This is a genomic window from Citrobacter sp. RHB36-C18, from assembly GCF_013814485.1.
Classification (GTDB): Bacteria; Pseudomonadota; Gammaproteobacteria; order Enterobacterales; family Enterobacteriaceae; genus Citrobacter; species Citrobacter braakii.
This window is the reverse complement of the sequence record NZ_CP057125.1, coordinates 1863768-1887661: the sequence shown is the minus strand read 5'-3', so window position 1 is coordinate 1887661 and position 23894 is coordinate 1863768. Positions and strand designations below refer to the sequence as shown.

Sequence of the window (23894 nt, the reverse complement as noted above, 5' to 3'; positions counted from 1 at the left end):
TCCTCAGGCCACACCGACCAGCAGCCACCGCAGCGCAATAAACAGCGCCAGTGCCAGCATCGATGCCACCCACATCAATCGAATCGTATGGGAAATGTCGTCTACCGAAATGTCGCGTTGTGCATCACCGATCCACGGTTTCTCAACGCGCTCGCCAAAGTAGTCATTAGGACCACCCAGACGAATTCCTAATGCCCCGGCAACGGACGCTTCTGACCACGCGCAGTTGGGGCTGCTGTGGTTGTAGCGATCGCGCCAGCCAATCTGCAAAGCACGCGTGCCGTCCTGGCGACATAAAAATGCCGCTGCGCCCAACAGCAGCCAACTTAGTCTCGCGGGAATATAATTTGCGACATCGTCCAGACGAGCGCTGACCATACCGATAGCACGGTATTTTTCATGTTTGTAGCCCACCATGGAGTCAAGGGTGTTTACCGCTTTGTAGGCCATCGCCAGAGGCGCACCGCCGAGGAGCAAGAAGAACAGCGGCGCGATGATGCCATCAACGGTGTTCTCAGCCACGGTTTCCACTACACCGCGGTTGATCTGTTGTGGCTGTAATTGCGAGGTATCGCGTCCCACAATCCATGACAGCTTTTCCCGACTTGCAGCAAGGTTACCGGCACGTAGCGGACGCTCGACATCCTGCGCGGCATTTGCCAGGCAGCGCCCGGCCAGCACGGTAAAGATCATCCAGACCTCAACCACCCAACCAAGCCAGGGATGAATAGAGTGCGCCAGCGCCAGTACTCCCCAGGACACAGCCCAGGTCAGCCCAACCACCACAATCCACATCACCGCGCCACCGATGCGTAGCGCACGGTCGCTATGGCAGTAACGCCGAACAACTCGCTGCACTGCAGAAATCAGATTGCCAATCCAGCGCACCGGATGCGGCCAGTTCTGCGGATCGCCGATGATAAAATCAAGCAGCCAGGCAACACACCACGCGAGGATGGTCATAGTGCGCTCCTCGCGGCTGCCAGCCAGTGGTTAAGCATCTGCGGACGTTGAGCAAAATGAACGTGTAGATAGCTGGCAAAGGTATTTCCCACCTGCCAGCCGCCGGACCAGGCTTGCAGCGTTTTGCCATCGCGCACTTTGCGACAGTTCATCACCGCGGAGGTTTCAGGGGTAAAATCGGAGTAGTGGAATTCATGTCCGCGCAGCACTTCGCCTTCTGCAGCTAACAACGTTTGCTGCGCGGCCTGCGCTTCGCAGTAGCCAAATCGGGTCAGACGTTTTCCCATTTTGCTGTGACCGGGAATGATATCCGCCATCAGCCAGGTATCACCCTGGCTGTCTTCCAGCGAACTGCCGAGATACATCAGCCCCCCGCACTCGGCATAAATCGCGACACCCTGCTGGTGCGCCGCCCGCAGTTGGTTAAGCATTGCAACATTACGGGCCAACGCCGCAGCATGTAACTCAGGATAGCCACCCCCCAGCCAGATCATCTGACAGTCGGGTAAACAGGTGTCGTGCAACGGACTAAAACGGACAATTTTAAGCCCCGTGCGCTCCAGTAGCGCAATGTTGTCCGGGTAGTAGAAATTGAACGCTTCGTCATCGGCGATGGCAAGCGTTAGCCCTGCCCCGGCGTCTGCGGCGGGCAACGCTGGCCATTCACCAGCAGGAAGCGTGTCGAACTGGCTTAATCTCAGCAGCGCGTCGATATCAAGGGTTTGCTCCAGCGTCGCGGCAAACGCCTGCCACGGCTGCTGGTTGATAACCGACTCACGCGCGGTAACCAAACCCAGATGACGCTCAGGAAGCGCTACGCCTTCCATACGGGGAACGTAGCCTAATACGGGTACAGCGCAGTAACGCTCAATCGCCACTTTCAGGAGCTGGTAATGCGTTTCGCTGTTAACCCGGTTAACAATAACGCCGGCAATATTCAGGGTTGGATCAAAATGCTGAAACCCCATTACTGTCGCGGCGATCGAGGTGGAAACGGCTTTGCCATCAACCAGTAGGATAACCGGACAGCCTAACTGTTTGGCCATCGCGGCGGTGCTGCAGTAGTTTGGGTCGGTGCCGTATCCGTCATACAACCCCATAACGCCTTCAATAACGGCGATATCCGCATGTTGCATGTGCTCGCGAAATAAAGCATTCAGGGTGGGGACGGGAAGCATGAAGCTATCAAGATTGCGGGAAGCAGTGCCGCATACCGCGGTATGCCAGCCGGTATCAAGGTAATCGGGGCCTACTTTGCAGGGCTGGACGCGTAAACCGCGTTTTTTCAACAAGCTCAACAAGCCCAGCGTCACCGTGGTTTTACCACAGCCGCTTCCGGTACCTGCAAGAACAAAAGCGTGAAAATTGGCCGCCATACCCTGATCCTGTTCAGGGTGGTAGGGGTGTAAAGATACCCAGTCTCTCGACTGTATGCATCTGAACCACCCACTTCCCACCGAAGTTGTTGGTAGTCACTGACAGGCAGGTCTTCTGGCTTAGCGTCATCCTCACCCGTCCTTCCCAATCTTGCGATCAGTGGTCAATGCGGGGTCGTCAGCATCACAGCAGCGGGGGCTGCGGGGGATTCTCACCCCCTTCCCTACCACAAATGTGGCAAACCTGTCAGTTCAAGAGCCTGATTAATTAAGCTCTCTGTTATGAGGTAAATTCACGACCTCATGACAATAATTCAATTTAATATCTTGCCGGGTTCATTCAACCAATTACCTGGCATAAACCCACTTATTCATATGCTCGCATTCTGAATGAAAGTGCCAACAAAGAATAAAGAAAGTCATTCACAGAGACACTGTATCTCATCACAAAAATAAAAACTGGTGCAGTTTATCCCTCTAATACTAATATTTTGTTGCGCTATGACAATTTATTGACTGCTGTCGCTACTTTTCATTTTATAATGACTGGCATAGCGCCCTATATCAAAAATCGGCAATAGCAAAATATTGCCATTTAAGCGGATTCGCCACGTGAAATGACATTTATTTGTTGGCGAAATGCCTGCGGCGTGACCTGATACGTTTGACGAAAAACTTTGCAAAAATAACTGGTTTGCGAAAATCCTAAATTACGCGCAATGCTGGCTATGCTCCAGTCACTGTGGCAAAGCAGCTCTTTTGCACTGGCCATTCGCTGCTGGTTTACCCATGCGTTAAAACCGATACCATGATATTTTTTGAACAATTTGCTGAAATAGTAAGGGCTAAGGTAAACATGAGAGGCGACATCCTCCAGACGCAATTCGTCTGATAAATGCGCATCAATATAACGCAGTGCTTTTTTCATTTTGCTGTCATGAGGATTGGTGCTGCGGTTAGCGCGTACCGGCTCTGACTGCTGCGGGTTATCTTTGATAACCACAAAATTAAGTTGTTTCTTAAGGCAATTTTCTACGATGAGCTTCAGCAGATCCGCTGAGGCGATGACTCGCGAATAGTCCATTTCCGGTACATTACGAAACTCGTTGACCAGTTCGGGATCGGCTTGCCAGCGGTCATCTACATTCAGAATATCAACCAAACCAACATCGTTACTTAAGCGTACCTGGCCACAAAGCACAAACCCTACCAGGTGCCCCGCAATGACCAGCGGAATTGAGAAGTCGGTAAGTCCGGCGTGACAGCGATAGATGCAGGGTTGATCGGATTTAGAGGCTTCCAGCCCTCCACAGCGATCGCTCATACGACAACGGGTACTGTGCTGAGGATGCTGACGCATCAACTGGCAAAAAGGGGTGAAATTAAAAAGCTCAGAAATTTCATCACCGTGAATATTGACAACCACAACGGCCAGACTGGTGGCCTGCGCAAAATCCTGTGCGATTTTATTAATGAGTTCTGAGTTCAGGGCACTCGCAGAAATCATGATAAAACCTCTCAGTTAATTTATTGTTATAAATAAAACATATTATTCACATTCATTTTCACCCTGCCATCCTGAGCATTGATGAAAGTCGTAATTGAACATAACAAAAGTCTCCCATTCTTGGGAGACTTTTTGGGCAGTTCAGGATACCGGATCACGAAAACAGTTTTTACTTTTCAAAAATAAACTTCTTCTGTGAAGCTAGCTCTCATTTTCGTCCAGCTTACACGTATTACACGGTAAATTTTTGCCAATCAAATAACGATAAATTGCTGCACCCGCGCACGCGCCGATGATAGGGGCCACAATCGGTACAATGAAATAAGGGATATCACGCCCGCCGGTCATTGCAACATCTCCCCACCCGGCCATCCAGGCAAACAATTTAGGACCAAAATCACGCGCCGGATTCATCGCGAATCCGGTGAGCGGACCGGTGGATGCGCCGATAACAGCAACCAGAATACCAATCAGCAATGGTGCCAACGGACCTTTAGGTACGCCGTTACCGTCGTCAGTCAGCGCCATGATCATCCCCATAAGAATGGAGGTAATCACCACTTCAACCAACGCTGCCTGCCAGACGCTGAGCGCCGCCGCAGGATAGGTACTAAAAATACTGGCAAGGTGCAGGCTTTCCAGACTGCCGCGCACCATCTGGTGGGCCGACTCATACTCGGTAAACAGACTGCCGTAGAGCAAATAAGCCAGCAAAGCGCCACCAAAGGCCCCCGCGACCTGCGCCACAGTGTAAGGTAAAACTTTGCGCCCCGGAAAACAGGCAAACAGCCACAGTGCGATGGTGATAGCAGGGTTGAGATGCGCGCCAGAAATCCCGGCCGTCAGGTAGACTGCAAGCGAGATCCCCAGCCCCCAAATGATGCAGATCTCCCACAATCCCAGGCTGGCACCTGCGACTTTCAGAGCGCTCAGGCAGCCAATACCAAAAAACAAAAACAGCCCGGTACCCAAAAACTCAGCAATGCATTGCGCTTTTAGTGAATCGTTCATTGTGACACCTTCTAAGCAGAGTTCGTGTCTTTACCAGCGGACTCCTTACTGGCAAGTAGAATACATCGAGGCTTACTATAAAAGGCCGTATCAGCAAATTGTTGGCATTCTGCGGATAGCTTGCCCTTTAAAATCGTGGTGCAATAGCAAATTCTTGCTACGCACTTTATTAAAACATTAGAGACAATCGGGATTACGCGTATTACACGGACATTTTCAAAACAATAAAATATTGCTATTAGCAGAAATCCGTTTTCAAACCACCATCACAATTTCATTTTTTTCGCATAGCAAATGATATTTATAATGTCACCAGAAAAAGTGTAAATGTGGAACTGACATAACTAAATAATCATATCAATAAAATTTAATATATCCATTAAAAACAATAAGTTAAAATAATTAATAGCAATTTTATATCACCTTGCCTCTATTATTTTTTCACTCTCAATTTCAAGTCAGCCATTCTTTTTCCTCGCTTCTTTTTATAGTCATGAACATCGGGACAACCCAGGCGAGGTCTTTATGCAACAAGAAGCGTTAGGAATGGTAGAAACCAAAGGCTTGACTGCAGCCATAGAGGCCGCAGATGCAATGGTGAAGTCAGCCAATGTAATGCTGGTCGGCTACGAAAAAATTGGTTCGGGGCTGGTAACAGTCATTGTCCGCGGCGATGTTGGCGCAGTCAAAGCAGCAACAGATGCAGGTGCCGCCGCAGCACGTAATGTGGGAGAAGTGAAAGCCGTACACGTCATCCCACGCCCTCACACCGATGTAGAAAAAATCTTACCGAAGGGAATTAGCTAATGAGCAGCAATGAGCTGGTTGATCAGATCATGGCGCAGGTGATTGCTCGCGTGGCAACGCCGGAACAGCAAGCTATCCCTGAAAATAATCCTCCAACACGAGAAACGGCTATGGCAGAGAAAAGCTGCAGTTTAACGGAGTTTGTCGGTACTGCGATTGGCGACACCGTCGGTCTGGTAATCGCCAACGTGGACAGCGCCCTACTGGACGCAATGAAACTTGAAAAACGGTATCGCTCCATTGGCATCCTTGGCGCGCGTACTGGTGCAGGCCCGCACATCATGGCCGCAGATGAAGCGGTAAAAGCCACCAATACTGAAGTCGTCAGTATTGAGTTGCCACGTGATACCAAAGGCGGCGCGGGTCACGGTTCGCTGATTATTCTCGGCGGCAACGATGTTTCCGACGTGAAACGCGGAATTGAGGTTGCGCTGAAAGAACTGGATCGCACCTTTGGCGATGTGTATGCCAACGAAGCCGGTCACATCGAGATGCAATACACCGCACGCGCCAGCTACGCGCTGGAAAAAGCCTTTGGTGCACCGATTGGCCGTGCCTGTGGCGTGATCGTCGGCGCGCCGGCATCCGTTGGTGTCCTGATGGCTGATACTGCGCTGAAATCCGCCAACGTGGAAGTAGTGGCCTACAGCTCCCCTGCCCATGGCACCAGCTTCAGTAACGAAGCCATTCTGGTCATTTCAGGCGATTCCGGCGCTGTGCGTCAGGCCGTTATCTCCGCCCGCGAAATCGGTAAAACCGTACTCGGGACCCTCGGCTCAGAACCGAAAAACGATCGTCCGTCCTACATCTGATATCAGTGAGGCTGATTCATGAGATCGAAAAGATTTGAAGCACTGGCGAAGCGCCCTGTGAATCAGGATGGCTTCGTTAAGGAGTGGATCGAAGAAGGCTTCATTGCGATGGAAAGCCCGAACGACCCTAAACCGTCGATTAAAATCGTCAACGGTACAGTCACAGAACTGGACGGCAAATCCGCCAGTGAATTTGACTTAATTGACCATTTCATTGCCCGCTATGGCATTAACCTGGCGCGCGCTGAAGAAGTCATGGCGATGGACTCAGTAAAACTTGCCAATATGCTTTGCGATCCTAACGTGAAGCGCAAAGACATTGTGCCGCTGACCACCGCAATGACCCCGGCAAAAATTGTCGAAGTGGTGTCCCATATGAACGTCGTTGAGATGATGATGGCCATGCAGAAAATGCGTGCTCGCCGTACACCGTCTCAGCAGGCGCACGTCACTAACGTTAAAGATAATCCGGTGCAGATTGCCGCTGATGCGGCTGAAGGCGCCTGGCGCGGATTTGACGAACAGGAAACGACGGTTGCCGTTGCGCGTTATGCACCCTTTAACGCCATTGCGCTGTTAGTCGGCTCACAGGTTGGGCGCCCTGGCGTATTAACCCAGTGCTCGCTGGAAGAGGCGACCGAACTTAAACTCGGTATGTTAGGTCACACCTGTTACGCGGAAACCATTTCTGTTTATGGTACTGAACCCGTCTTTACCGACGGCGATGACACGCCATGGTCGAAAGGTTTCCTCGCCTCTTCCTACGCCTCACGCGGTCTGAAAATGCGCTTTACCTCCGGTTCTGGCTCAGAAGTTCAGATGGGTTACGCCGAAGGTAAATCGATGCTTTACCTTGAAGCCCGCTGTATTTACATCACCAAAGCCGCTGGCGTACAGGGATTACAAAATGGTTCAGTAAGCTGCATCGGCGTGCCTTCCGCTGTGCCATCAGGCATTCGTGCGGTGTTAGCTGAAAACCTGATCTGTTCCTCCCTGGATCTGGAGTGTGCCTCCAGCAACGACCAAACCTTTACCCACTCGGATATGCGTCGTACTGCCCGCCTGCTGATGCAGTTCCTGCCGGGTACTGACTTCATCTCTTCCGGTTATTCCGCTGTGCCGAACTACGACAACATGTTTGCGGGTTCGAACGAGGATGCCGAAGATTTTGACGACTACAACGTTCTCCAGCGAGACCTCAAGGTAGATGGGGGTCTGCGTCCGGTTCGTGAAGAAGACGTTATCGCCATTCGTAATAAAGCGGCGCGCGCACTGCAGGCCGTCTTTGCCGGGATGGGATTACCGCCAATCACTGATGAAGAAGTGGAAGCGGCGACTTACGCCCACGGTTCGAAAGATATGCCGGAGCGAAACATCGTTGAAGATATCAAGTTTGCGCAAGAGATCATCAATAAAAACCGTAACGGTCTGGAAGTGGTGAAAGCCCTTGCTCAGGGCGGGTTTACCGATGTCGCTCAGGACATGCTCAACATCCAGAAAGCCAAGTTAACCGGGGATTATCTGCATACCTCCGCCATTATCGTTGGCGACGGACAGGTGCTATCCGCAGTAAATGACGTCAATGACTATGCCGGTCCGGCAACAGGTTATCGCCTACAAGGCGAACGCTGGGAAGAGATCAAAAACATCCCTGGCGCACTTGATCCCAACGAACTTGGCTAAGGGGTGAAAAATGGAAATCAATGAAAAGCTGCTGCGCCAGATAATTGAAGACGTACTGTCTGAAATGCAAACCAGCGACAAACCCGTCTCATTCCGTGCATCGACAGCGGCTAGCGCTCCACAGGCTGCAGCGGTGCAGGGCGACAGCTTTCTGACCGAGATTGGCGAAGCCAAACAAGGCCAGCAGCAGGACGAAGTGATTATTGCCGTAGGTCCCGCGTTTGGACTGTCGCAAACCGTCAATATCGTAGGGATCCCGCATAAGAACATCTTGCGCGAAGTGATTGCGGGTATTGAAGAAGAAGGCATTAAAGCGCGCGTTATCCGCTGCTTTAAATCTTCCGATGTGGCATTTGTCGCCGTGGAAGGTAACCGTCTGAGCGGTTCCGGGATCTCTATCGGCATCCAGTCAAAAGGCACCACGGTTATCCACCAGCAGGGGTTACCGCCGCTTTCTAACCTGGAGCTGTTCCCTCAGGCACCACTTCTGACGCTGGAAACCTATCGTCAGATCGGTAAAAACGCCGCGCGTTATGCCAAGCGTGAATCTCCGCAACCGGTCCCTACTCTGAATGACCAGATGGCTCGTCCTAAGTACCAGGCGAAATCGGCCATTCTGCACATTAAAGAGACCAAATACGTCGTGACGGGCAAAAACCCGCAGGAACTGCGCGTGGCGCTTTGATAAAGGATAACTCCATGAATACCGACGCAATTGAATCGATGGTTCGGGATGTGCTGAGCCGGATGAACAGCCTGCAAGGCGAGCCCGCGACGCCGGCCGCGGCGAGTTCATCAGCACATACCGCGAAAGTCACGGATTACCCTCTCGCGAATAAACATCCTGAGTGGGTAAAAACCGCAACCAACAAAACTCTGGATGACTTCACGCTCGAAAATGTTCTGAGCAACAAAGTGACGGCGCAGGACATGCGCATCACCCCTGAAACGCTGCGCCTTCAGGCGGAAATCGCCAAAGATGCCGGACGTGACAGACTGGCGATGAACTTCGAGCGTGCAGCTGAGCTAACCGCTGTACCTGACGATCGCATTCTTGAGATCTACAACGCGCTGCGCCCATACCGCTCAACGAAAGACGAGCTGATGGCTATCGCTGACGATCTCGAAAATCGTTATCAGGCAAAGATCTGTGCAGCTTTCGTTCGTGAAGCGGCAGCGCTGTACGTTGAGCGTAAAAAACTCAAAGGCGACGACTAACTCAGGGACAGGATCATGCGATATATAGCTGGCATTGACATAGGCAACTCATCAACGGAAGTCGCTCTGGCTACCCTCGATGAGTCTGGCGCACTGAGCATCACCGGCAGCGCGCTGGCAGAAACCACCGGAATTAAAGGCACATTACGTAATGTGTTTGGTATTCAGGAGGCACTTTCGCTGGCAGCAAAAAATGCCGGTATCAATGTCAGCGATATTTCGCTCATCCGTATTAACGAAGCCACCCCGGTCATTGGTGACGTCGCGATGGAAACGATAACCGAAACCATCATCACTGAATCCACCATGATCGGCCATAACCCTAAAACGCCGGGCGGCGTCGGATTAGGCGTTGGCGTCACTATTACGCCGGAAGACCTGCTCAGCCGTCCGGCGGATACGCCCTATATTCTGGTGGTGTCATCGGCCTTTGATTTCGCCGATGTCGCCACGATGATTAATGCCTCCGTCCGCGCCGGATACCAGTTAACTGGCGTTATTTTGCAGCAGGACGATGGCGTATTGGTCAGTAATCGTCTGACTCACCCCCTGCCTATCGTCGATGAAGTCCTTCATATCGACCGCATCCCGTTAGGTATGCTGGCTGCCATTGAGGTCGCGATTCCCGGAAAAGTCATTGAAACGCTTTCTAACCCTTACGGGATTGCGACCGTTTTTGGCCTCAACGCCGACGAGACTAAAAACATTGTCCCGATGGCGCGGGCGCTGATTGGCAACCGTTCTGCCGTGGTTGTGAAAACACCGTCAGGTGATGTGAAAGCACGAGCCATTCCTGCCGGAAATCTGGAGCTACAGTCACAGGGTCGTACCGTACGGGTCGACGTTGCAGCTGGCGCTGAAGCGATTATGAAAGCGGTTGGCGAATGCCCGAAACTGGATAACGTCATCGGAGAGGCTGGCACCAATATTGGCGGCATGCTGGAGCATGTGCGCCAGACAATGGCTGAATTAACTAACAAACCCAGCCACGAAATTTTTATTCAGGACCTGCTGGCAGTCGATACCTCGGTTCCCGTCAGCGTGACCGGCGGGCTAGCCGGTGAGTTCTCGCTGGAACAAGCTGTCGGCATTGCTTCCATGGTGAAATCAGACCGCCTGCAAATGGCGATGATTGCTCAGGAAATCACGCAAAAGCTCAACATTGACGTCCAGGTTGGCGGCGCCGAAGCCGAAGCTGCCATTCTGGGGGCCTTAACCACCCCCGGCACGACGCGGCCACTGGCTATTCTGGACCTCGGAGCAGGATCGACCGATGCCTCCATCATCAACCCGAAAGGCGAAATTATTGCCACGCACCAGGCGGGTGCGGGCGATATGGTCACGATGATTATTGCCCGTGAACTGGGGCTGGAAGACCGTTATCTCGCTGAAGAGATCAAAAAGTACCCGCTGGCTAAAGTCGAGAGCTTGTTCCATCTTCGCCACGAAGATGGCAGCGTCCAGTTCTTCCCTACACCTCTCCCACCAACGGTTTTTGCCCGCGTATGCGTAGTAAAACCCGATGAACTGGTGCCACTGCCAGGCGAACTGGCGCTGGAGAAAGTCCGGGCCATTCGCCGCAGCGCTAAGGAACGCGTTTTCGTCACCAACGCACTCAGAGCGCTACGTCAGGTGAGTCCGACCGGGAACATTCGGGATATTCCCTTTGTGGTGCTGGTTGGCGGCTCATCCCTGGACTTTGAAGTTCCGCAACTGGTCACCGATGCGCTGGCACACTATCGCCTGGTTGCCGGGCGCGGCAACATTCGTGGCACCGAAGGTCCGCGCAACGCGGTCGCGACAGGGCTGATTATCTCCTGGTACAAGGCATTCGCTCATGGAAAGTAATCTCACCACGCCAGCCATCGTTATCTTCGCCACTGCTGGATGCACTGACGTCTGGAGTGATGTGCTGCTGGGTATTGAAGAAGAAGGGATCCCCTTTGTGATTCAGGAGAGCCCGTCAACTGACGTTATCCACAACGCATGGCTGGCGGCTTGCCAATCGCCACTGCTGGTTGGCATTGGCTGCAGTCGCGAAAAACTGGTCGTGCACTATAAAAACTTACCCACATCAGCGCCACTATTTACGCTGACGTATCAACAAGATAACCATGCCCGACGCAGCATTGGTAATAACGCTGCGCGGCTGGTTAAAGGCATTCCGTTTCGGGAATGCCACTCATAACCCACAGGAGAAAAGCAGTATGAATAACGCACTGGGACTGGTTGAAACAAAAGGGCTCGTCGGCGCTATTGAAGCCGCTGATGCCATGGTGAAATCCGCAAACGTGCAGTTGGTTGGTTACGAAAAAATCGGCTCAGGCCTTATCACCGTTATGGTTCGCGGCGATGTCGGCGCAGTGAAAGCTGCCGTAGATGCAGGAAGCGCTGCAGCAAGCGCCGTTGGCGAGGTGAAATCCTGCCACGTTATCCCACGTCCGCACAGCGACGTTGAAGCCATTTTACCTAAATCCGCATAAATCGTTGCAACCAAGGAGCACAGCGTGAAGCAATCACTGGGATTACTTGAAGTTAGTGGTCTGGCATTAGCCATCAGTTGCGCGGACGTCATGGCGAAAGCCGCCTCCATCACGCTGGTGGGCCTCGAAAAAACCAACGGTTCAGGCTGGATGGTGATCAAGATAATCGGGGATGTGGCCTCCGTCCAGGCGGCCATTTCCACCGGTGTCAGTTTCGCTGACCAGCGAGATGGACTGGTGGCTCACAAAGTCATATCCAGACCAGGGGATGGCATTCTGTCACATAGCGTCACCCCGGAGTCTGAGCCAGCGCCCGCCCCGACACCGGTCGTACCACATGAAGAGATGCCTGAGGACCATGCAGCGCCCGAAGCGCCACAAGATGCAGAGTTGATTAGCTGCAATCTGTGTCTTGACCCTGCCTGCCCCCGTCAAAAAGGCGAGCCGCGCTCTCTTTGTCTGCACTCAGGCAAACGAGGTGAAGCGTGATGGATAAACAGCAACTGGAGACAACGGTCACCAAAGTTCTGGATGAAATGCGTGAGCGCCCTATTCCGCTAGGGATCTCTAATCGTCATATTCATCTATGCGCTGAAGATTACGACCGCTTGTTTCCCAATCACCCTATTAGTGAGAAAAAAGAGCTGCTGCAGCCCGGACAATATGCAGCAGACCAGACCGTCACACTGGTGGGACCAAAAGGTCAGTTAAAAAATGTGCGCTTACTCGGCCCACTGCGTAGCACCAGTCAGGTCGAAATTTCTCGTACCGACGCTCGTACGTTGGGAATTGCTGCTCCACTACGGATGTCAGGCAGTATCGAGGGCACGCCAGGCGTTCGCCTTATCAGTCCATTTGCTGAACTGGACTTAGCATCCGGGGTAATCGTCGCCCAACGCCATATCCATATGTCGCCGCTCGATGCCCTAATCCTGCGCGTTTCCCATGGCGATAAAGTCTCTGTTGCCATTAATGGCGATGAACGTCGACTGATTTTCGATAACGTCGCCGTACGCGTTTCGCCGGATATGCGCCTTGAAATGCATATCGATACCGACGAAGCCAATGCTGCGGGCGCAGATAATCCGCAGGCATTTGCCACACTGGTGAGCCCACGATGAACAACGAACTGCTGCAACGCATTATCGAGGAGGTTGTTTCCCGATTAAAAAAACGCGCGGAAAGCACGCTCTCGCTTAGCGTCGCGCAGTTACGGGAAATCGAACCACGGACATTGTGCTGCCAGTACTCGTCGCTCCACCTCCTGCAGGCGGACCTGCCATTGTTGGAGCAAATTGCCGAGGGCTGCGCGGACAACATGTCGGTGGTAACGATCCACGAAGCGCTGGCATGCGGAGTCCGCGTAAAAATTTCACTACAACACCGATTGTTACCCGCAATCCCCATTAGAAAACTTGCGCGTCTGCCTCTGGAGTTCAGTGACGAGCTGGGGCGAATCATCGTTTTGCATCCTGACAAACTTCTCAGCTATGCCGACGTCGCCCAACTGAAGGGCGGCGTTCTGGTGCTACGTCGTCGATGTGTCGTGACGGCTCTGGCTCAGGACGCCGTCGGTACGCGAAATGTCCAATTAATTAAGCAGGAGTGAGCTATGCATCTGGCACGGGTTACAGGCGTTGTGGTTTCCACGCAAAAATCCCCATCACTGGTGGGGAAGAAACTGTTGCTGGTACGTCGGGTAAGTGCGGACGGAGAGCTTCCCGCGTCCCCTGTGAGTGGAGATGAAGTCGCGGTTGATTCTGTCGGCGCTGGAACTGGAGAACTGGTATTACTCAGCAGTGGCTCCAGCGCCAGACACGTTTTTTCCGGCCCTAATGAGGCCATCGATCTGGCTATCGTCGGCATTGTCGACACGCTTTCTCGTTAGGAGGAACTATGGCGATTTATACCCGCACTGGCGATGCCGGCACAACGGCCCTCTTTACCGGGCAACGCGTGAGCAAAACGCACCCGCGCGTCGAGGCTTACGGTACGCTGGACGAACTTAATGCGGCGCTTAGCCTGTGTGTTTGCGCAGCGAAAAACCCGCAGCACCGCCAGTTACTCGAAAACATTCAACTGCAGCTTTTTTGGTTCAGCGCCGAGCTGGCAAGCGAAAGCGAACAGCCAGCGCCAGAGCAGCGCTACATCAGCTCAGAAGAAATTGCCGCGCTGGAAGCCGCCATTGATACCGCGATGGGGAGAGTGCCCCCCCTACGCAGCTTTATTTTACCTGGCCGCAGCGAAGCCGCCAGCCGTCTGCACTTTGCCCGCACGCTGGCCCGCCGCGCAGAGAGGCGACTGGTCGAACTCTCCACCGAGATTTCCGTCAGACACGTGCTGATGCGTTATATCAATCGCCTCTCCGACTGCTTATATGCGCTTGCACGAGCAGAAGATCATGACGCCCATCAAAACAACATTATTCAGAAAGTAGCGGAGCGTTATCTCGCAGCCATCCGTACATCAGCCACCAGGGAGCCGGCTATGTCTCTGTCTTTTCAGGAACTCCACCAACTCACTCGCGTTGCGGTAACGAGAGCAGAAGAACTTCAGGTTCCGGTCGTCATCAGCATTGTTGATGCGAATGGGACCCAAACGGTGACCTGGCGCATGCCTGACGCATTACTCGTCAGTAGCGAACTGGCACCGAAAAAAGCCTGGACCGCCGTGGCAATGAAAACCGCCACGCACGAGCTGACATCGGAAGTGCAGCCAGGCGCCGCGCTTTACGGTCTGGAAAGCCATATGCAGGGAAAAGTCGTCACCTTCGGTGGCGGGTACGCATTATGGCGTGAGGGGTTACTCCTTGGGGGTCTTGGCATCAGCGGGGGAAGCGTTGAGCAGGATATGGACATTGCAGAAACGGCCATTGCGGCAATTAACGTGAGAACACACCAATGAACACTTCAGAACTTGAAACCCTTATTCGTAACATTTTGAGTGAGCAACTTGCCCCGGCAAAAGCAGAAGTTAAGGGTAATGGAATTTTTCCGTCCGTTAGCGAAGCGATCGATGCCGCTCATCAGGCTTTTCTGCGTTATCAGCAATGTCCATTGAAAACCCGCAGCGCCATCATTAACGCCCTGCGAGAAGAGCTGACGCCTCACCTTGCTTCATTGGCTGCTGAAAGCGCTGCCGAAACGGGAATGGGCAACAAAGAGGATAAGTTCCTTAAAAATAAAGCTGCGTTGGACAATACCCCGGGCATCGAAGATCTCACCACTACGGCGCTTACCGGCGACGGCGGCATGGTGTTATTCGAGTATTCACCCTTTGGCGTGATTGGTTCCGTCGCCCCCAGCACCAACCCGACGGAAACCATTATTAACAACAGCATCAGTATGCTGGCTGCGGGAAATAGCGTTTATTTTAGCCCACATCCAGGTGCAAAAGCGGTCTCACTGAAGCTGATTACCATGATTGAAGATATTGCTTTTCGCTGCTGCGGGATTCGGAATCTTGTCGTCACGGTCACAGAACCCACTTTTGAGGCTACCCAGCAGATGATGGCGCACCCTAAAATCGCAGTTCTGGCGATTACCGGTGGTCCAGGCATTGTTGCTATGGGCATGAAAAGCGGGAAAAAAGTCATTGGCGCAGGCGCAGGCAATCCTCCCTGCATTGTTGATGAAACAGCCGACTTGGTTAAGGCGGCAGAAGATATCATCAATGGCGCATCCTTTGATTACAACCTCCCCTGCATTGCTGAGAAGAGCCTGATTGTTGTTGATGCCGTTGCCGAACGACTGGTTCAACAAATGCAGTCTTTTGGCGCAATGCGACTCAATAGCGAAGAGACAGACAAACTGCGCGCAGTTTGTCTGCCAGAAGGAATAGCCAATAAACAACTGGTAGGGAAAAGCCCGGCAACCTTACTGGAAGCCGCGGGAATACCGGTTCCGGCAAAAGCACCTCGATTACTGATAGGTATCGTCAAGGCTGACGACCCATGGGTTACCAGCGAGCAACTGATGCCAATGCTCCCCATCGTAACGGTGAGCGATTTTGACAGCGCGTTAACGTTGGCCCTGAAGGTTGAAGAGGGATTGCATCACACCGCCATTATGCATTCGCAAAATGTGTCACGTCTGAACCTTGCCGCGCGCACGCTTCAGACCTCCATTTTTGTGAAAAATGGCCCCTCTTATGCTGGGATTGGCGTTGGTGGTGAAGGCTTTACCACCTTCACCATCGCAACGCCGACCGGCGAAGGAACGACATCTGCGCGCACTTTCGCACGCTCTCGTCGTTGCGTGCTGACAAACGGTTTTTCTATTCGCTAATGGGGCCGTTATGAAAAGCTTTTCACTGCAAACTCGATTGTACAGCGGCCAGGGAAGCCTGGATGTGCTTAAGTGCTTCACGAATAAGCATATCTGGATTATCTGCGATGGTTTTCTCGCGCGTTCTCCCCTGATTGAAAAGCTGCGCGACGCGCTGCCAGCGGATAACCGCATCAGCATTTTCAGCGATATCACCCCCGATCCCACCATTAACACGGTAGTACAAGGGATTGCGCAAATGCAGTCCCTACGACCGGACGTCGTCATTGGTTTTGGCGGTGGCTCTGCACTGGACGCCGCAAAAGCCATCGTCTGGTTCAGCCGACAGTTCGGTATTGAGATTGAAACCTGCGTTGCAATTCCCACCACCAGCGGCACGGGATCGGAGGTGACCAGCGCCTGCGTGATTAGCGATCCGGATAAAGGCATTAAGTATCCATTATTTAATAATGCGCTTTATCCGGACATGGCCATCCTTGATCCGACGCTGGTCGTCAGCGTTCCACCAGCCATAACAGCGAATACCGGCATGGACGTATTAACGCATGCGCTGGAGGCTTACGTGTCCACGAAAGCCAGCGACTTCACCGATGCGCTGGCTGAAAAAGCGGCACAAATTGTCTTCCAGTACCTGCCTGTCGCCGTCAGCAAAGGCGACTGCCTGGCAACCAGAGGAAAAATGCACAACGCTTCAACGCTCGCGGGAATGGCATTCAGTCAGGCTGGTCTGGGTATCAATCATGCGATTGCCCATCAGTTGGGCGGCCAGTTTCATCTGCCCCACGGACTTGCCAATGCGCTGCTGCTGACCCATGTCATTCATTTTAATGCCCGCGATCCGCGGGCTGCGAAGCGCTATGCCCGTTTCGCTAAAGCCTGCCACCTATGCCCGGATAACGCGAACGATACGGCGGCACTGAATGCGCTAATTCGTCATATAGAGCTACTCAAAAAACAGTGTGCGTTACCTTCTTTTGCTGACGCGCTTAAAGACGGAAAGCAAGCCTGGTCACAACGTATACCGTCGATGGTTCAGGCCGCGCTGGCTGATGTCACGCTGCAAACCAATCCTCGTGTTGCCGACGCCAGCGCCATGCAGGTACTGCTTGAGGAATTATTATGAAGACAGCCATGACGGCAGAGTCCACGCTTTATGATGCGCAGACAATTCGCGAACGCGTTCGCGCAGCGGGTGTTGTCGGGGCCGGAGGCGCAGGCTTTCCTGCTCACGTAAAATTACAGGCGCAGGTCGATACGTTTCTGGTCAATGCGGCAGAATGTGAACCGATGCTGAAAGTTGACCAGCAATTGATGGCCGTTCAGGCAGAGCGACTTATCCGTGGCGTTCAATATGCCATGACGGCTACCGGGGCCAGGGCCGGTATTATTGCGCTCAAAGAGAAATATCAAAAGGCTATCAATGCGTTAACGCCCCTTCTGCCTGCCGGGATCCGCTTACATATTTTGCCTGATGTCTACCCGGCTGGTGACGAGGTTTTGACCATCTGGATGGCAACGGGCCGGCGAGTTCCGCCTGCCGCGCTGCCGGTCAGCGTCGGCGTGGTGGTCAATAACGTCCAGACGGTGCTCAACATCGCCAGAGCCGTTGAGCAGCAGTATCCGGTTACGCGCCGTACCCTGACCGTTAACGGCGCGGTCGCCAGACCAATCACTCTTACCGTCCCTATCGGAATGTCTTTACGTGAGGTTCTGGCGTTGGCCGGTGGTGTTACCGTTGACGATCCCGGTTTTATTAACGGTGGTCCGATGATGGGCGGCCTGATTACCTCACTGGATACCCCAGTCAGCAAGACCACCGGGGGACTGCTGGTTTTACCAAAGTCTCATGCGTTGATTCAGCGGCGGATGCAGGATGAACGCACCGTGCTTTCCGTCGCAAAAACCGTTTGCGAGCAGTGTCGGTTGTGTACGGATTTGTGCCCAAGGCATTTGATCGGCCATGAATTATCGCCGCACCTGCTGGTTCGCGCGGTTAATTATCAGCAGGCGGCCACACCGCAGTTACTGCTCACGGCCCTGACCTGTTCAGAATGCAATGTATGTGAAAGCGTAGCCTGTCCGGTTGGGATTTCACCGATGCGAATTAACCGCATGCTTAAACGCGAGCTACGGGCGCTCAACCATCGTTATGAAGGGCCGTTAAATCCTGAGGATGAAATGGCGAAGTATCGGCTTATTCCGGTGAAGCGCCTTATTACCAAACTGGGCCTTAGCGACTGGTATCACGATGCGCCACTGACTGAGACTGATTATCCCACGGATAAAACGACGCTGTTGCTACGCCAGCATATTGGTGCCAGCGCCATCCCATGTGTACAGCAGGGCGAACACGTTGTTCGCGGTCAATGCGTTGCCGATGTGCCGTCCGGTGCATTAGGCGCACCTGTCCACGCCAGTATTGACGGTATTGTCAGCGAAATTACTGAGCAATCCATCACGGTAATAAGAGGTTAATCATGTCTCAGGCTATAGGGATTTTAGAACTCACCAGCATTGCCAAAGGAATGGAAGCGGGCGATGCCATGTTAAAAAGCGCGAATGTGAATTTACTGGTCAGCAAGACCATCTGCCCGGGCAAATTTCTGCTCATGCTCGGTGGTGACGTAGGCGCAATACAACAGGCGATCGCCACCGGAACTTCTCTTGCTGGCGATATGCTCGTTGATAGTCTGGTACTACCCAACATTCACGCCAGCGTACTTCCTGCGATCAGTGGACTTAACAGCGTGGATAAGCGTCAGGCCGTTGGCATTGTTGAAACATGGAGCGTTGCGGCCTGCATCTGCGCCGCCGACCGTGCGGTTAAAGCCTCCAATGTCACGCTGGTACGCGTCCATATGGCATTTGGTATTGGCGGCAAGTGCTACATGGTTGTCGCTGGCGATGTGTCTGATGTGAATAACGCAGTGACAGTTGCCAGTGAAAGTGCGGGTGAAAAAGGTCTGTTGGTTTACCGTTCGGTCATCCCTCGTCCGCATGAAAGCATGTGGCGACAGATGGTGGAGGGATAATGGAAAGACAACCCACCACGGATCGTATGATTCAGGAATATGTTCCTGGCAAGCAGGTTACGTTGGCGCATCTTATCGCTAATCCGGGTAAAGATTTGTTCAAGAAACTGGGATTACCAGAGTCGGTTTCCGCAATCGGTATTCTGACGATTACCCCCAGCGAAGCCTCAATCATCGCCTGTGATATCGCCACGAAATCCGGGGCGGTAGAGATTGGTTTTCTCGACCGTTTTACCGGCGCTGTGGTACTGACGGGCGATGTTTCCGCCGTTGAGTACGCGCTGAAACAGGTAACCCGGACGCTGGGTGAAATGATGCGTTTTACCGCCTGTCCCATCACCCGGACATAATCTCATGAAACGCATAATGCTAATTGGCCCCAGCCAGTGCGGTAAAACGTCACTCACGCAGTGCATGCGGGGAGAGGCGCTTCACTATCAGAAGACCCAGGCCATTGTCTGGTCTCCCACAACGATAGACACACCGGGTGAATATCTCGAAAACCGCTGCCTGTACAGCGCGCTGCTGGCCAGCGCCTGTGAAGCAGACATCATCGCGCTGGTTCTCAATGCTGACGCGCCGTGGTCACCTTTTTCTCCAGGTTTTACTGGCCCGATGAACCGACCCGTTATCGGCCTCGTCACCAAAGCCGATTTAGCCAGCCCGCAGCGTATTTCTCTCGTGGAGAGTTGGTTAGTTCAGGCTGGCGCGCAAAAAGTATTTGTCACCAGCGCACTGGAGAATACCGGGGTCGATGAGATGTTCATTTTTCTGAATGCAAAGGAACCTTCATGTCTCACAAAATAATGGCCATTAATGCAGGTAGTTCCTCGCTTAAGTTTCAGCTCCTGGCGATGCCGCAGGGTGAAATGATTTGCCAGGGACTGATCGAGCGTATCGGTATGTCTGATGCGCAGGTCACCCTAAAAGCACCAGCACAAAAATGGCAGGAGACTTTGCCCGTAGCCGATCACCGTGAAGCAGTAACGCTGCTACTGGAAAAACTGCTCAGTCACAATATTATCAGCAGTCTGGAAGAGATCGACGGCGTTGGCCATCGCGTCGCACACGGTGGAGAATCCTTCAAAGATTCCGCACGGGTAACCGATGAAACACTGGCGGAAATCGAACGCCTTGCGGAACTGGCACCGCTTCATAACCCGGTTAATGCCTTGGGGATTGCGATATTTCGCCAGCTAATGCCGAAAACGCCAGCCGTTGCGGTTTTTGACACGGCTTTTCATCAGACCCTTGATGAGCCTTCTTTCATCTATCCCCTGCCCTGGCGCTATTATTCAGAGCTGGGTATTCGTCGTTATGGTTTTCATGGTACCAGCCACAAGTATGTCAGCGCTCAGCTTGCTGAAAAGCTGGGCGTGCCGCTCAGCGCCCTGCGGGTTGTTTGTTGTCATCTGGGCAACGGCAGCAGCATCTGCGCTATCAAAGGCGGACACTCGGTGAATACCTCCATGGGATTTACGCCGCAGTCTGGCGTAATGATGGGCACGCGAAGTGGCGATATTGATCCTTCCATTCTGCCGTGGATTGCCCTGCGTGAAGGCAAAACCCCGCAGCAGCTCAACCAATTGCTCAACAATGAGTCCGGATTACTCGGAGTTTCTGGTGTTTCACCCGACTACCGGGACGTTGAACATGCCGCAGATACGGGCAATCACCAGGCAGCACTGGCGTTGACGCTTTTTGCCGAGCGGATTCGCGCCACTATTGGCAGCTATATTATGCAGATGGGCGGTCTGGATGCGCTGGTGTTTACCGGGGGAATTGGTGAAAATTCAGCGCGTGCTCGCGCCGCGATTTGCCACAACCTGAATTTCTTAGGTCTGGCCGTTGATGAAGAAAAAAATCAGCGTAACGCCACCTTTATTCAAACGGAAAATGCGGTGGTTAAAGTGGCGGTGATTAATACCAATGAAGAGCTGATGATAGCCCAGGACGTTATGCGTTTAGCGATATCAGAAACTGTGACATTGGGCATTCCCGCCTGATATTGCCGCACCGCAAATTGCGGCAAATCATGGTAATAGCGCGATCGCCATGACACTATGCGCCGAGGATTGCTGAACACAAAGGTGAAGACGTGGCTGTTGCGCAATGTCCCGCATCGTGCGGAGAACTTATCCAGGGCTGGATTCTGGGCAGTGAGAAACTGGTCTCCTGCCCGGTCGAATGGTATAGCACCGTTGAGGTCACTTCAGGCTCACCGCTGACAGATGAACGTCCACTTTCTCGGGCAATGGTTGACAGGTTATTACAGCACTGGCAGTACCCGGCGCATCTCAGTCAGGATATCCGGATAGATGTTCAGTCAACCATTCCCATCGCGAAAGGAATGGCCAGCAGCACTGCGGATATTGCCGCCACGGCCATCGCCGCAGCGCATTATCTGGGTCATCAACTGGACGAGCCAACACTGGCACAGCTTTGCGTTTCTCTGGAGCCAACCGACAGCACCGTTTTTCGTAAGCTAACCCTTTTCGATCATAACAACGCTTCCACGCAAATTGGTTGTGAAGCTCAGCCTCAACTCGATCTGCTGGTTCTCGAAAGCCCTGAAACATTGCGTACCGCGGATTATCACCGTATTCCACGTCATTCCGGCTTGCAGGCGGGAGCTGCGGCCCTCCAACGGGCATGGGAAAAAGTACAGGAAGCCTGTATTAGCCAAAATCCTTACCGGTTGGGAGAAGCGGCTACGCTTAGCGCAATCGCCAGCCAACTGCTGTTACCAAAGCCGGATTTTGATTCACTATTAGCACTGGTGGAAGAATGTGATTTATACGGCGTCAACGTCGCGCACAGCGGCAGCGTAGTCGGACTGATGCTGGACAGAAATCGTCATGATGTGGATTACATTAAATGGATGCTGACGCAGAAAAAACTTACTATTCACTGGCCAGAACAGCATTTGTTACGCATGGTAACGGGCGGGGTCGAACTGCAATAAGGGTCGCCGCACGGCAGCGACCCGAACAAGCATAAAATCGTTACTCGGCTTTCGCTTCGCCGTTTTTCACTTCGCCCATGGCTTTCAGCTTTTTAGAGATATCGCGGCGTTCTTTAGAGATCTCGGCGTTTTTGATGATGTAGTCATCAACACGATCTTCATAATCGCTTTTCATGCTGGCAATGATGCCCTGAATCGCTTCCACGCTCATACCAGGCTTGATGTAGTCGCTCAGGTTGTCCAACAGCAGAACGCGTTTCTGGTTGTCACGGATCTTTTTCTCAACGTCCTGGATTTCACGTTGCAGTTTGTTTTTACGACGGAACAGACGAACAAATTCCAGCACGTCCTGGAAAGAAGGCTTGGTAGTTTCCATTTTTACACCCCTGATAATGTGAGATTCGGATTCGTTAAAACAACGGCTAAAGTGGGTCAACATTACTTTCATGCCCGCCATACTTCAAGTTGCATCTGCATCGACAATGCATGGTTGAAACCTGAGTTATCGAGGGTAAAGCCATTGCAGTTACCAATGGTTTTAGCCTTTTTCAGTATCATACCTCTAATCTTTGCTGAATCGAAGCAGCAGTAGAACCAATCCCCTCATCTGCTCTTTATTTGCGCAGTGCGCGACAGATTAAATGTGAGAGTAACTCCAGCTGTCGAGCCATCTCCATGTTCAACCAAACGTAGCCGTGAATGGGCGTTTCTGCGACATTATCGCCTTTATGCTCAGCAATAAGCTGACGCAGCTCTGCCACGGTGTCATTGAGCTTTTCCGTATTGGCAAGCACCGGCTGCGGATTACCTTCATACAAGGCGTGGGTTATTGTCAGTAGTGCCTGCTGGGTCCTGAGCTGAGTTTCACGCAGCGTATGCGCATTCAACATGACAAAGTGGCTGGTACGGCTGGCCCACAGCGCATTAATTTGCAGCTCGAGCATGCAGACCAGATTGCGATTCACCGTCTGAATAGCCTCAAAGATCGACTTTTGAATGCGGGTTTCCTTGCTGGCAGGAGCGATGAGCCCACGCATTTTGACAACGTCGCTCAACAGTTGTTGTAAATGCTTCTCCAGCCGCGGTTGCTCGAGCAGATTGGGGGATAGCGCGGCCTGATACACCCGATTGTACCCCGTGACACAATGCGCCAGTTGGATACGCCAGTGTATAAATGCCCGCTGCGGCCAGATGCCGGTAAACAGCATCGCCAGTAACGACCCCAGAATAACATCACCACCGCGCCATAACGCGGTATTCATATCTCCGGCAGGCGCACCCACGACCACGGCAAGCGTTATGCCAATCAGCAGCGCCTGGTACGGCCTTTTACCCAGCGCCAGCCAGCCGCAGAGAAACATCGCTACCGCGCACCATATCAGCATTAACGGCAGCGAGAAGAGTTCCAGACGCAGGGCAACCAGTCCCAGGACCGAGCCCAGGATCGTGCCACCTATACGTTCAAAGGCCCTGGGAACAACGTTACCCCAAAAAGATATTGGCCCCATAATCACCACCAGCGTGATCAGAGGCCATGTACCTTCGGGAATGTTTAACAGGCGTACCAACAGAAAAGTAAGGAGAAACGCCAGCGCAATGCGAATACCATGCACCACACGATAATGACGATACAAACGAATTTCAAAAGGACTCAGCGATTTGTCTGCACGCACTCATGCACTCCGTCAGGGAATAGCAAAGAAGCGAATTGTACCTGTTTTTAGCGTGAAAAGATCATCCTGATTTACACC

At 52.7% G+C, this 23894-nt stretch carries 27 protein-coding genes and 1 riboswitch; of the genes, 21 read left to right on the top strand and 6 right to left on the bottom strand.

Going from position 1 to position 23894, the window contains the following annotated elements; genetic code table 11:
* Positions 1 to 3: 3 nt before the first annotated feature.
* The 4 genes from cbiB to pduF all read right to left on the bottom strand — a co-directional run bounded on the left by cbiB (position 4) and on the right by pduF (position 4857).
* The gene (gene cbiB, locus HVZ52_RS08830; RefSeq protein ID WP_049270760.1) at positions 4 to 963 is read right to left on the bottom strand and encodes an adenosylcobinamide-phosphate synthase CbiB; all 960 of its coding nucleotides are present in this window, start codon (positions 961 to 963) and stop codon (positions 4 to 6) included.
* Entirely contained in the window at positions 960 to 2339 is a 1380-nt protein-coding gene (locus tag HVZ52_RS08825; RefSeq protein ID WP_181599148.1) for a cobyrinate a,c-diamide synthase, read from the bottom strand. The genes cbiB and HVZ52_RS08825 overlap by 4 nt, the downstream gene beginning before the upstream one ends.
* Positions 2340 to 2426: 87 nt before the next feature.
* Positions 2427 to 2602, bottom strand: a riboswitch (cobalamin riboswitch).
* A 332-nt stretch (positions 2603 to 2934) separates the two neighbouring features.
* Positions 2935 to 3846 (bottom strand): regulatory protein PocR, encoded by a 912-nt coding sequence (pocR, locus tag HVZ52_RS08820; RefSeq protein ID WP_016153526.1) that lies wholly within the window; start codon positions 3844 to 3846, stop codon positions 2935 to 2937.
* Positions 3847 to 4047: 201 nt separating this feature from the next.
* Positions 4048 to 4857 (bottom strand): propanediol diffusion facilitator PduF, encoded by an 810-nt coding sequence (gene pduF, locus HVZ52_RS08815; protein WP_016153527.1) that lies wholly within the window; start codon positions 4855 to 4857, stop codon positions 4048 to 4050.
* A 525-nt stretch (positions 4858 to 5382) separates the two neighbouring features.
* On the opposite strand from pduF, the gene pduA reads away from it, so the two are divergent.
* From pduA to HVZ52_RS08710, 21 genes are all read left to right on the top strand, one after another.
* Entirely contained in the window at positions 5383 to 5664 is a 282-nt protein-coding gene (pduA, locus tag HVZ52_RS08810) for a propanediol utilization microcompartment protein PduA (RefSeq protein WP_003030255.1), read from the top strand.
* On the top strand, positions 5664 to 6476 hold the full coding sequence (pduB, locus tag HVZ52_RS08805) for a propanediol utilization microcompartment protein PduB (protein ID WP_016153528.1): 813 nt from the start codon (positions 5664 to 5666) through the stop codon (positions 6474 to 6476). The genes pduA and pduB overlap by 1 nt, the downstream gene beginning before the upstream one ends.
* A gap of 18 nt (positions 6477 to 6494) precedes the next feature.
* Positions 6495 to 8159, top strand: coding sequence for a propanediol dehydratase large subunit PduC (pduC, locus tag HVZ52_RS08800; RefSeq protein ID WP_003030249.1), 1665 nt, complete (start codon positions 6495 to 6497; stop codon positions 8157 to 8159).
* 10 nt (positions 8160 to 8169) lie between these two features.
* The gene (gene pduD / locus HVZ52_RS08795) at positions 8170 to 8844 is read left to right on the top strand and encodes a propanediol dehydratase medium subunit PduD (RefSeq protein WP_047357936.1); all 675 of its coding nucleotides are present in this window, start codon (positions 8170 to 8172) and stop codon (positions 8842 to 8844) included.
* Positions 8845 to 8858: 14 nt separating this feature from the next.
* Complete coding sequence (pduE, locus tag HVZ52_RS08790) at positions 8859 to 9377, top strand: propanediol dehydratase small subunit PduE (protein WP_016156871.1); 519 nt, start codon at positions 8859 to 8861, stop codon at positions 9375 to 9377.
* A gap of 15 nt (positions 9378 to 9392) precedes the next feature.
* Entirely contained in the window at positions 9393 to 11225 is a 1833-nt protein-coding gene (locus HVZ52_RS08785; protein ID WP_181599147.1) for a diol dehydratase reactivase subunit alpha, read from the top strand.
* Complete coding sequence (locus HVZ52_RS08780; protein ID WP_016156873.1) at positions 11215 to 11565, top strand: glycerol dehydratase reactivase beta/small subunit family protein; 351 nt, start codon at positions 11215 to 11217, stop codon at positions 11563 to 11565. The genes HVZ52_RS08785 and HVZ52_RS08780 overlap by 11 nt, the downstream gene beginning before the upstream one ends.
* 19 nt (positions 11566 to 11584) lie before the next feature.
* Positions 11585 to 11860, top strand: coding sequence for a propanediol utilization microcompartment protein PduJ (gene pduJ / locus HVZ52_RS08775; RefSeq protein WP_001057752.1), 276 nt, complete (start codon positions 11585 to 11587; stop codon positions 11858 to 11860).
* 24 nt (positions 11861 to 11884) lie between these two features.
* Positions 11885 to 12349 (top strand): BMC domain-containing protein, encoded by a 465-nt coding sequence (locus HVZ52_RS08770; protein WP_094761565.1) that lies wholly within the window; start codon positions 11885 to 11887, stop codon positions 12347 to 12349.
* A complete protein-coding gene (locus HVZ52_RS08765) occupies positions 12349 to 12981 on the top strand; it encodes a phosphate propanoyltransferase (protein ID WP_016153533.1) in 633 nt (210 codons plus the stop codon). The genes HVZ52_RS08770 and HVZ52_RS08765 overlap by 1 nt, the downstream gene beginning before the upstream one ends.
* A complete protein-coding gene (gene pduM, locus HVZ52_RS08760; RefSeq protein WP_047415490.1) occupies positions 12978 to 13469 on the top strand; it encodes a microcompartment protein PduM in 492 nt (163 codons plus the stop codon). The genes HVZ52_RS08765 and pduM overlap by 4 nt, the downstream gene beginning before the upstream one ends.
* A 3-nt stretch (positions 13470 to 13472) precedes the next feature.
* Positions 13473 to 13748: a EutN/CcmL family microcompartment protein gene (locus HVZ52_RS08755; protein ID WP_003030211.1), complete on the top strand. Its 276-nt coding sequence runs from the start codon at positions 13473 to 13475 to the stop codon at positions 13746 to 13748.
* A gap of 8 nt (positions 13749 to 13756) precedes the next feature.
* The gene (gene pduO / locus HVZ52_RS08750) at positions 13757 to 14764 is read left to right on the top strand and encodes a two-domain cob(I)yrinic acid a,c-diamide adenosyltransferase PduO (protein WP_103928342.1); all 1008 of its coding nucleotides are present in this window, start codon (positions 13757 to 13759) and stop codon (positions 14762 to 14764) included.
* Positions 14761 to 16146, top strand: a complete 1386-nt coding sequence (gene pduP, locus HVZ52_RS08745) for a CoA-acylating propionaldehyde dehydrogenase PduP (RefSeq protein ID WP_046275686.1) — start codon at positions 14761 to 14763, stop codon at positions 16144 to 16146. Before pduO ends, pduP begins: the two co-directional genes overlap by 4 nt.
* A gap of 10 nt (positions 16147 to 16156) precedes the next feature.
* Positions 16157 to 17269: a 1-propanol dehydrogenase PduQ gene (locus HVZ52_RS08740; protein ID WP_181599146.1), complete on the top strand. Its 1113-nt coding sequence runs from the start codon at positions 16157 to 16159 to the stop codon at positions 17267 to 17269.
* Positions 17266 to 18621: a cobalamin reductase PduS gene (pduS, locus tag HVZ52_RS08735; protein WP_181599145.1), complete on the top strand. Its 1356-nt coding sequence runs from the start codon at positions 17266 to 17268 to the stop codon at positions 18619 to 18621. Before HVZ52_RS08740 ends, pduS begins: the two co-directional genes overlap by 4 nt.
* Before the next feature lie 2 nt (positions 18622 to 18623).
* Positions 18624 to 19178 (top strand): propanediol utilization microcompartment protein PduT, encoded by a 555-nt coding sequence (gene pduT / locus HVZ52_RS08730; RefSeq protein WP_046275683.1) that lies wholly within the window; start codon positions 18624 to 18626, stop codon positions 19176 to 19178.
* Complete coding sequence (gene pduU, locus HVZ52_RS08725; protein WP_016156881.1) at positions 19178 to 19528, top strand: propanediol utilization microcompartment protein PduU; 351 nt, start codon at positions 19178 to 19180, stop codon at positions 19526 to 19528. The genes pduT and pduU overlap by 1 nt, the downstream gene beginning before the upstream one ends.
* 4 nt (positions 19529 to 19532) lie before the next feature.
* Positions 19533 to 19985: a propanediol utilization protein PduV gene (gene pduV, locus HVZ52_RS08720; protein ID WP_049270742.1), complete on the top strand. Its 453-nt coding sequence runs from the start codon at positions 19533 to 19535 to the stop codon at positions 19983 to 19985.
* A complete protein-coding gene (locus HVZ52_RS08715; RefSeq protein WP_029139585.1) occupies positions 19970 to 21184 on the top strand; it encodes an acetate/propionate family kinase in 1215 nt (404 codons plus the stop codon). Before pduV ends, HVZ52_RS08715 begins: the two co-directional genes overlap by 16 nt.
* Positions 21185 to 21276: 92 nt before the next feature.
* Positions 21277 to 22143 carry an L-threonine kinase gene (locus HVZ52_RS08710; protein WP_046275680.1) on the top strand — a complete coding sequence of 289 codons (867 nt, stop codon included), beginning with the start codon at positions 21277 to 21279 and terminating at the stop codon, positions 22141 to 22143.
* Positions 22144 to 22183: 40 nt separating this feature from the next.
* Here the strand turns inward: HVZ52_RS08710 and HVZ52_RS08705 are convergent, their stop codons facing one another.
* Positions 22184 to 22519 (bottom strand): DUF496 family protein, encoded by a 336-nt coding sequence (locus tag HVZ52_RS08705; RefSeq protein WP_003834176.1) that lies wholly within the window; start codon positions 22517 to 22519, stop codon positions 22184 to 22186.
* A 238-nt stretch (positions 22520 to 22757) separates the two neighbouring features.
* Positions 22758 to 23816: an FUSC family protein gene (locus HVZ52_RS08700; RefSeq protein WP_016156885.1), complete on the bottom strand. Its 1059-nt coding sequence runs from the start codon at positions 23814 to 23816 to the stop codon at positions 22758 to 22760.
* Between the last annotated feature and the right edge of the window lie 78 nt (positions 23817 to 23894).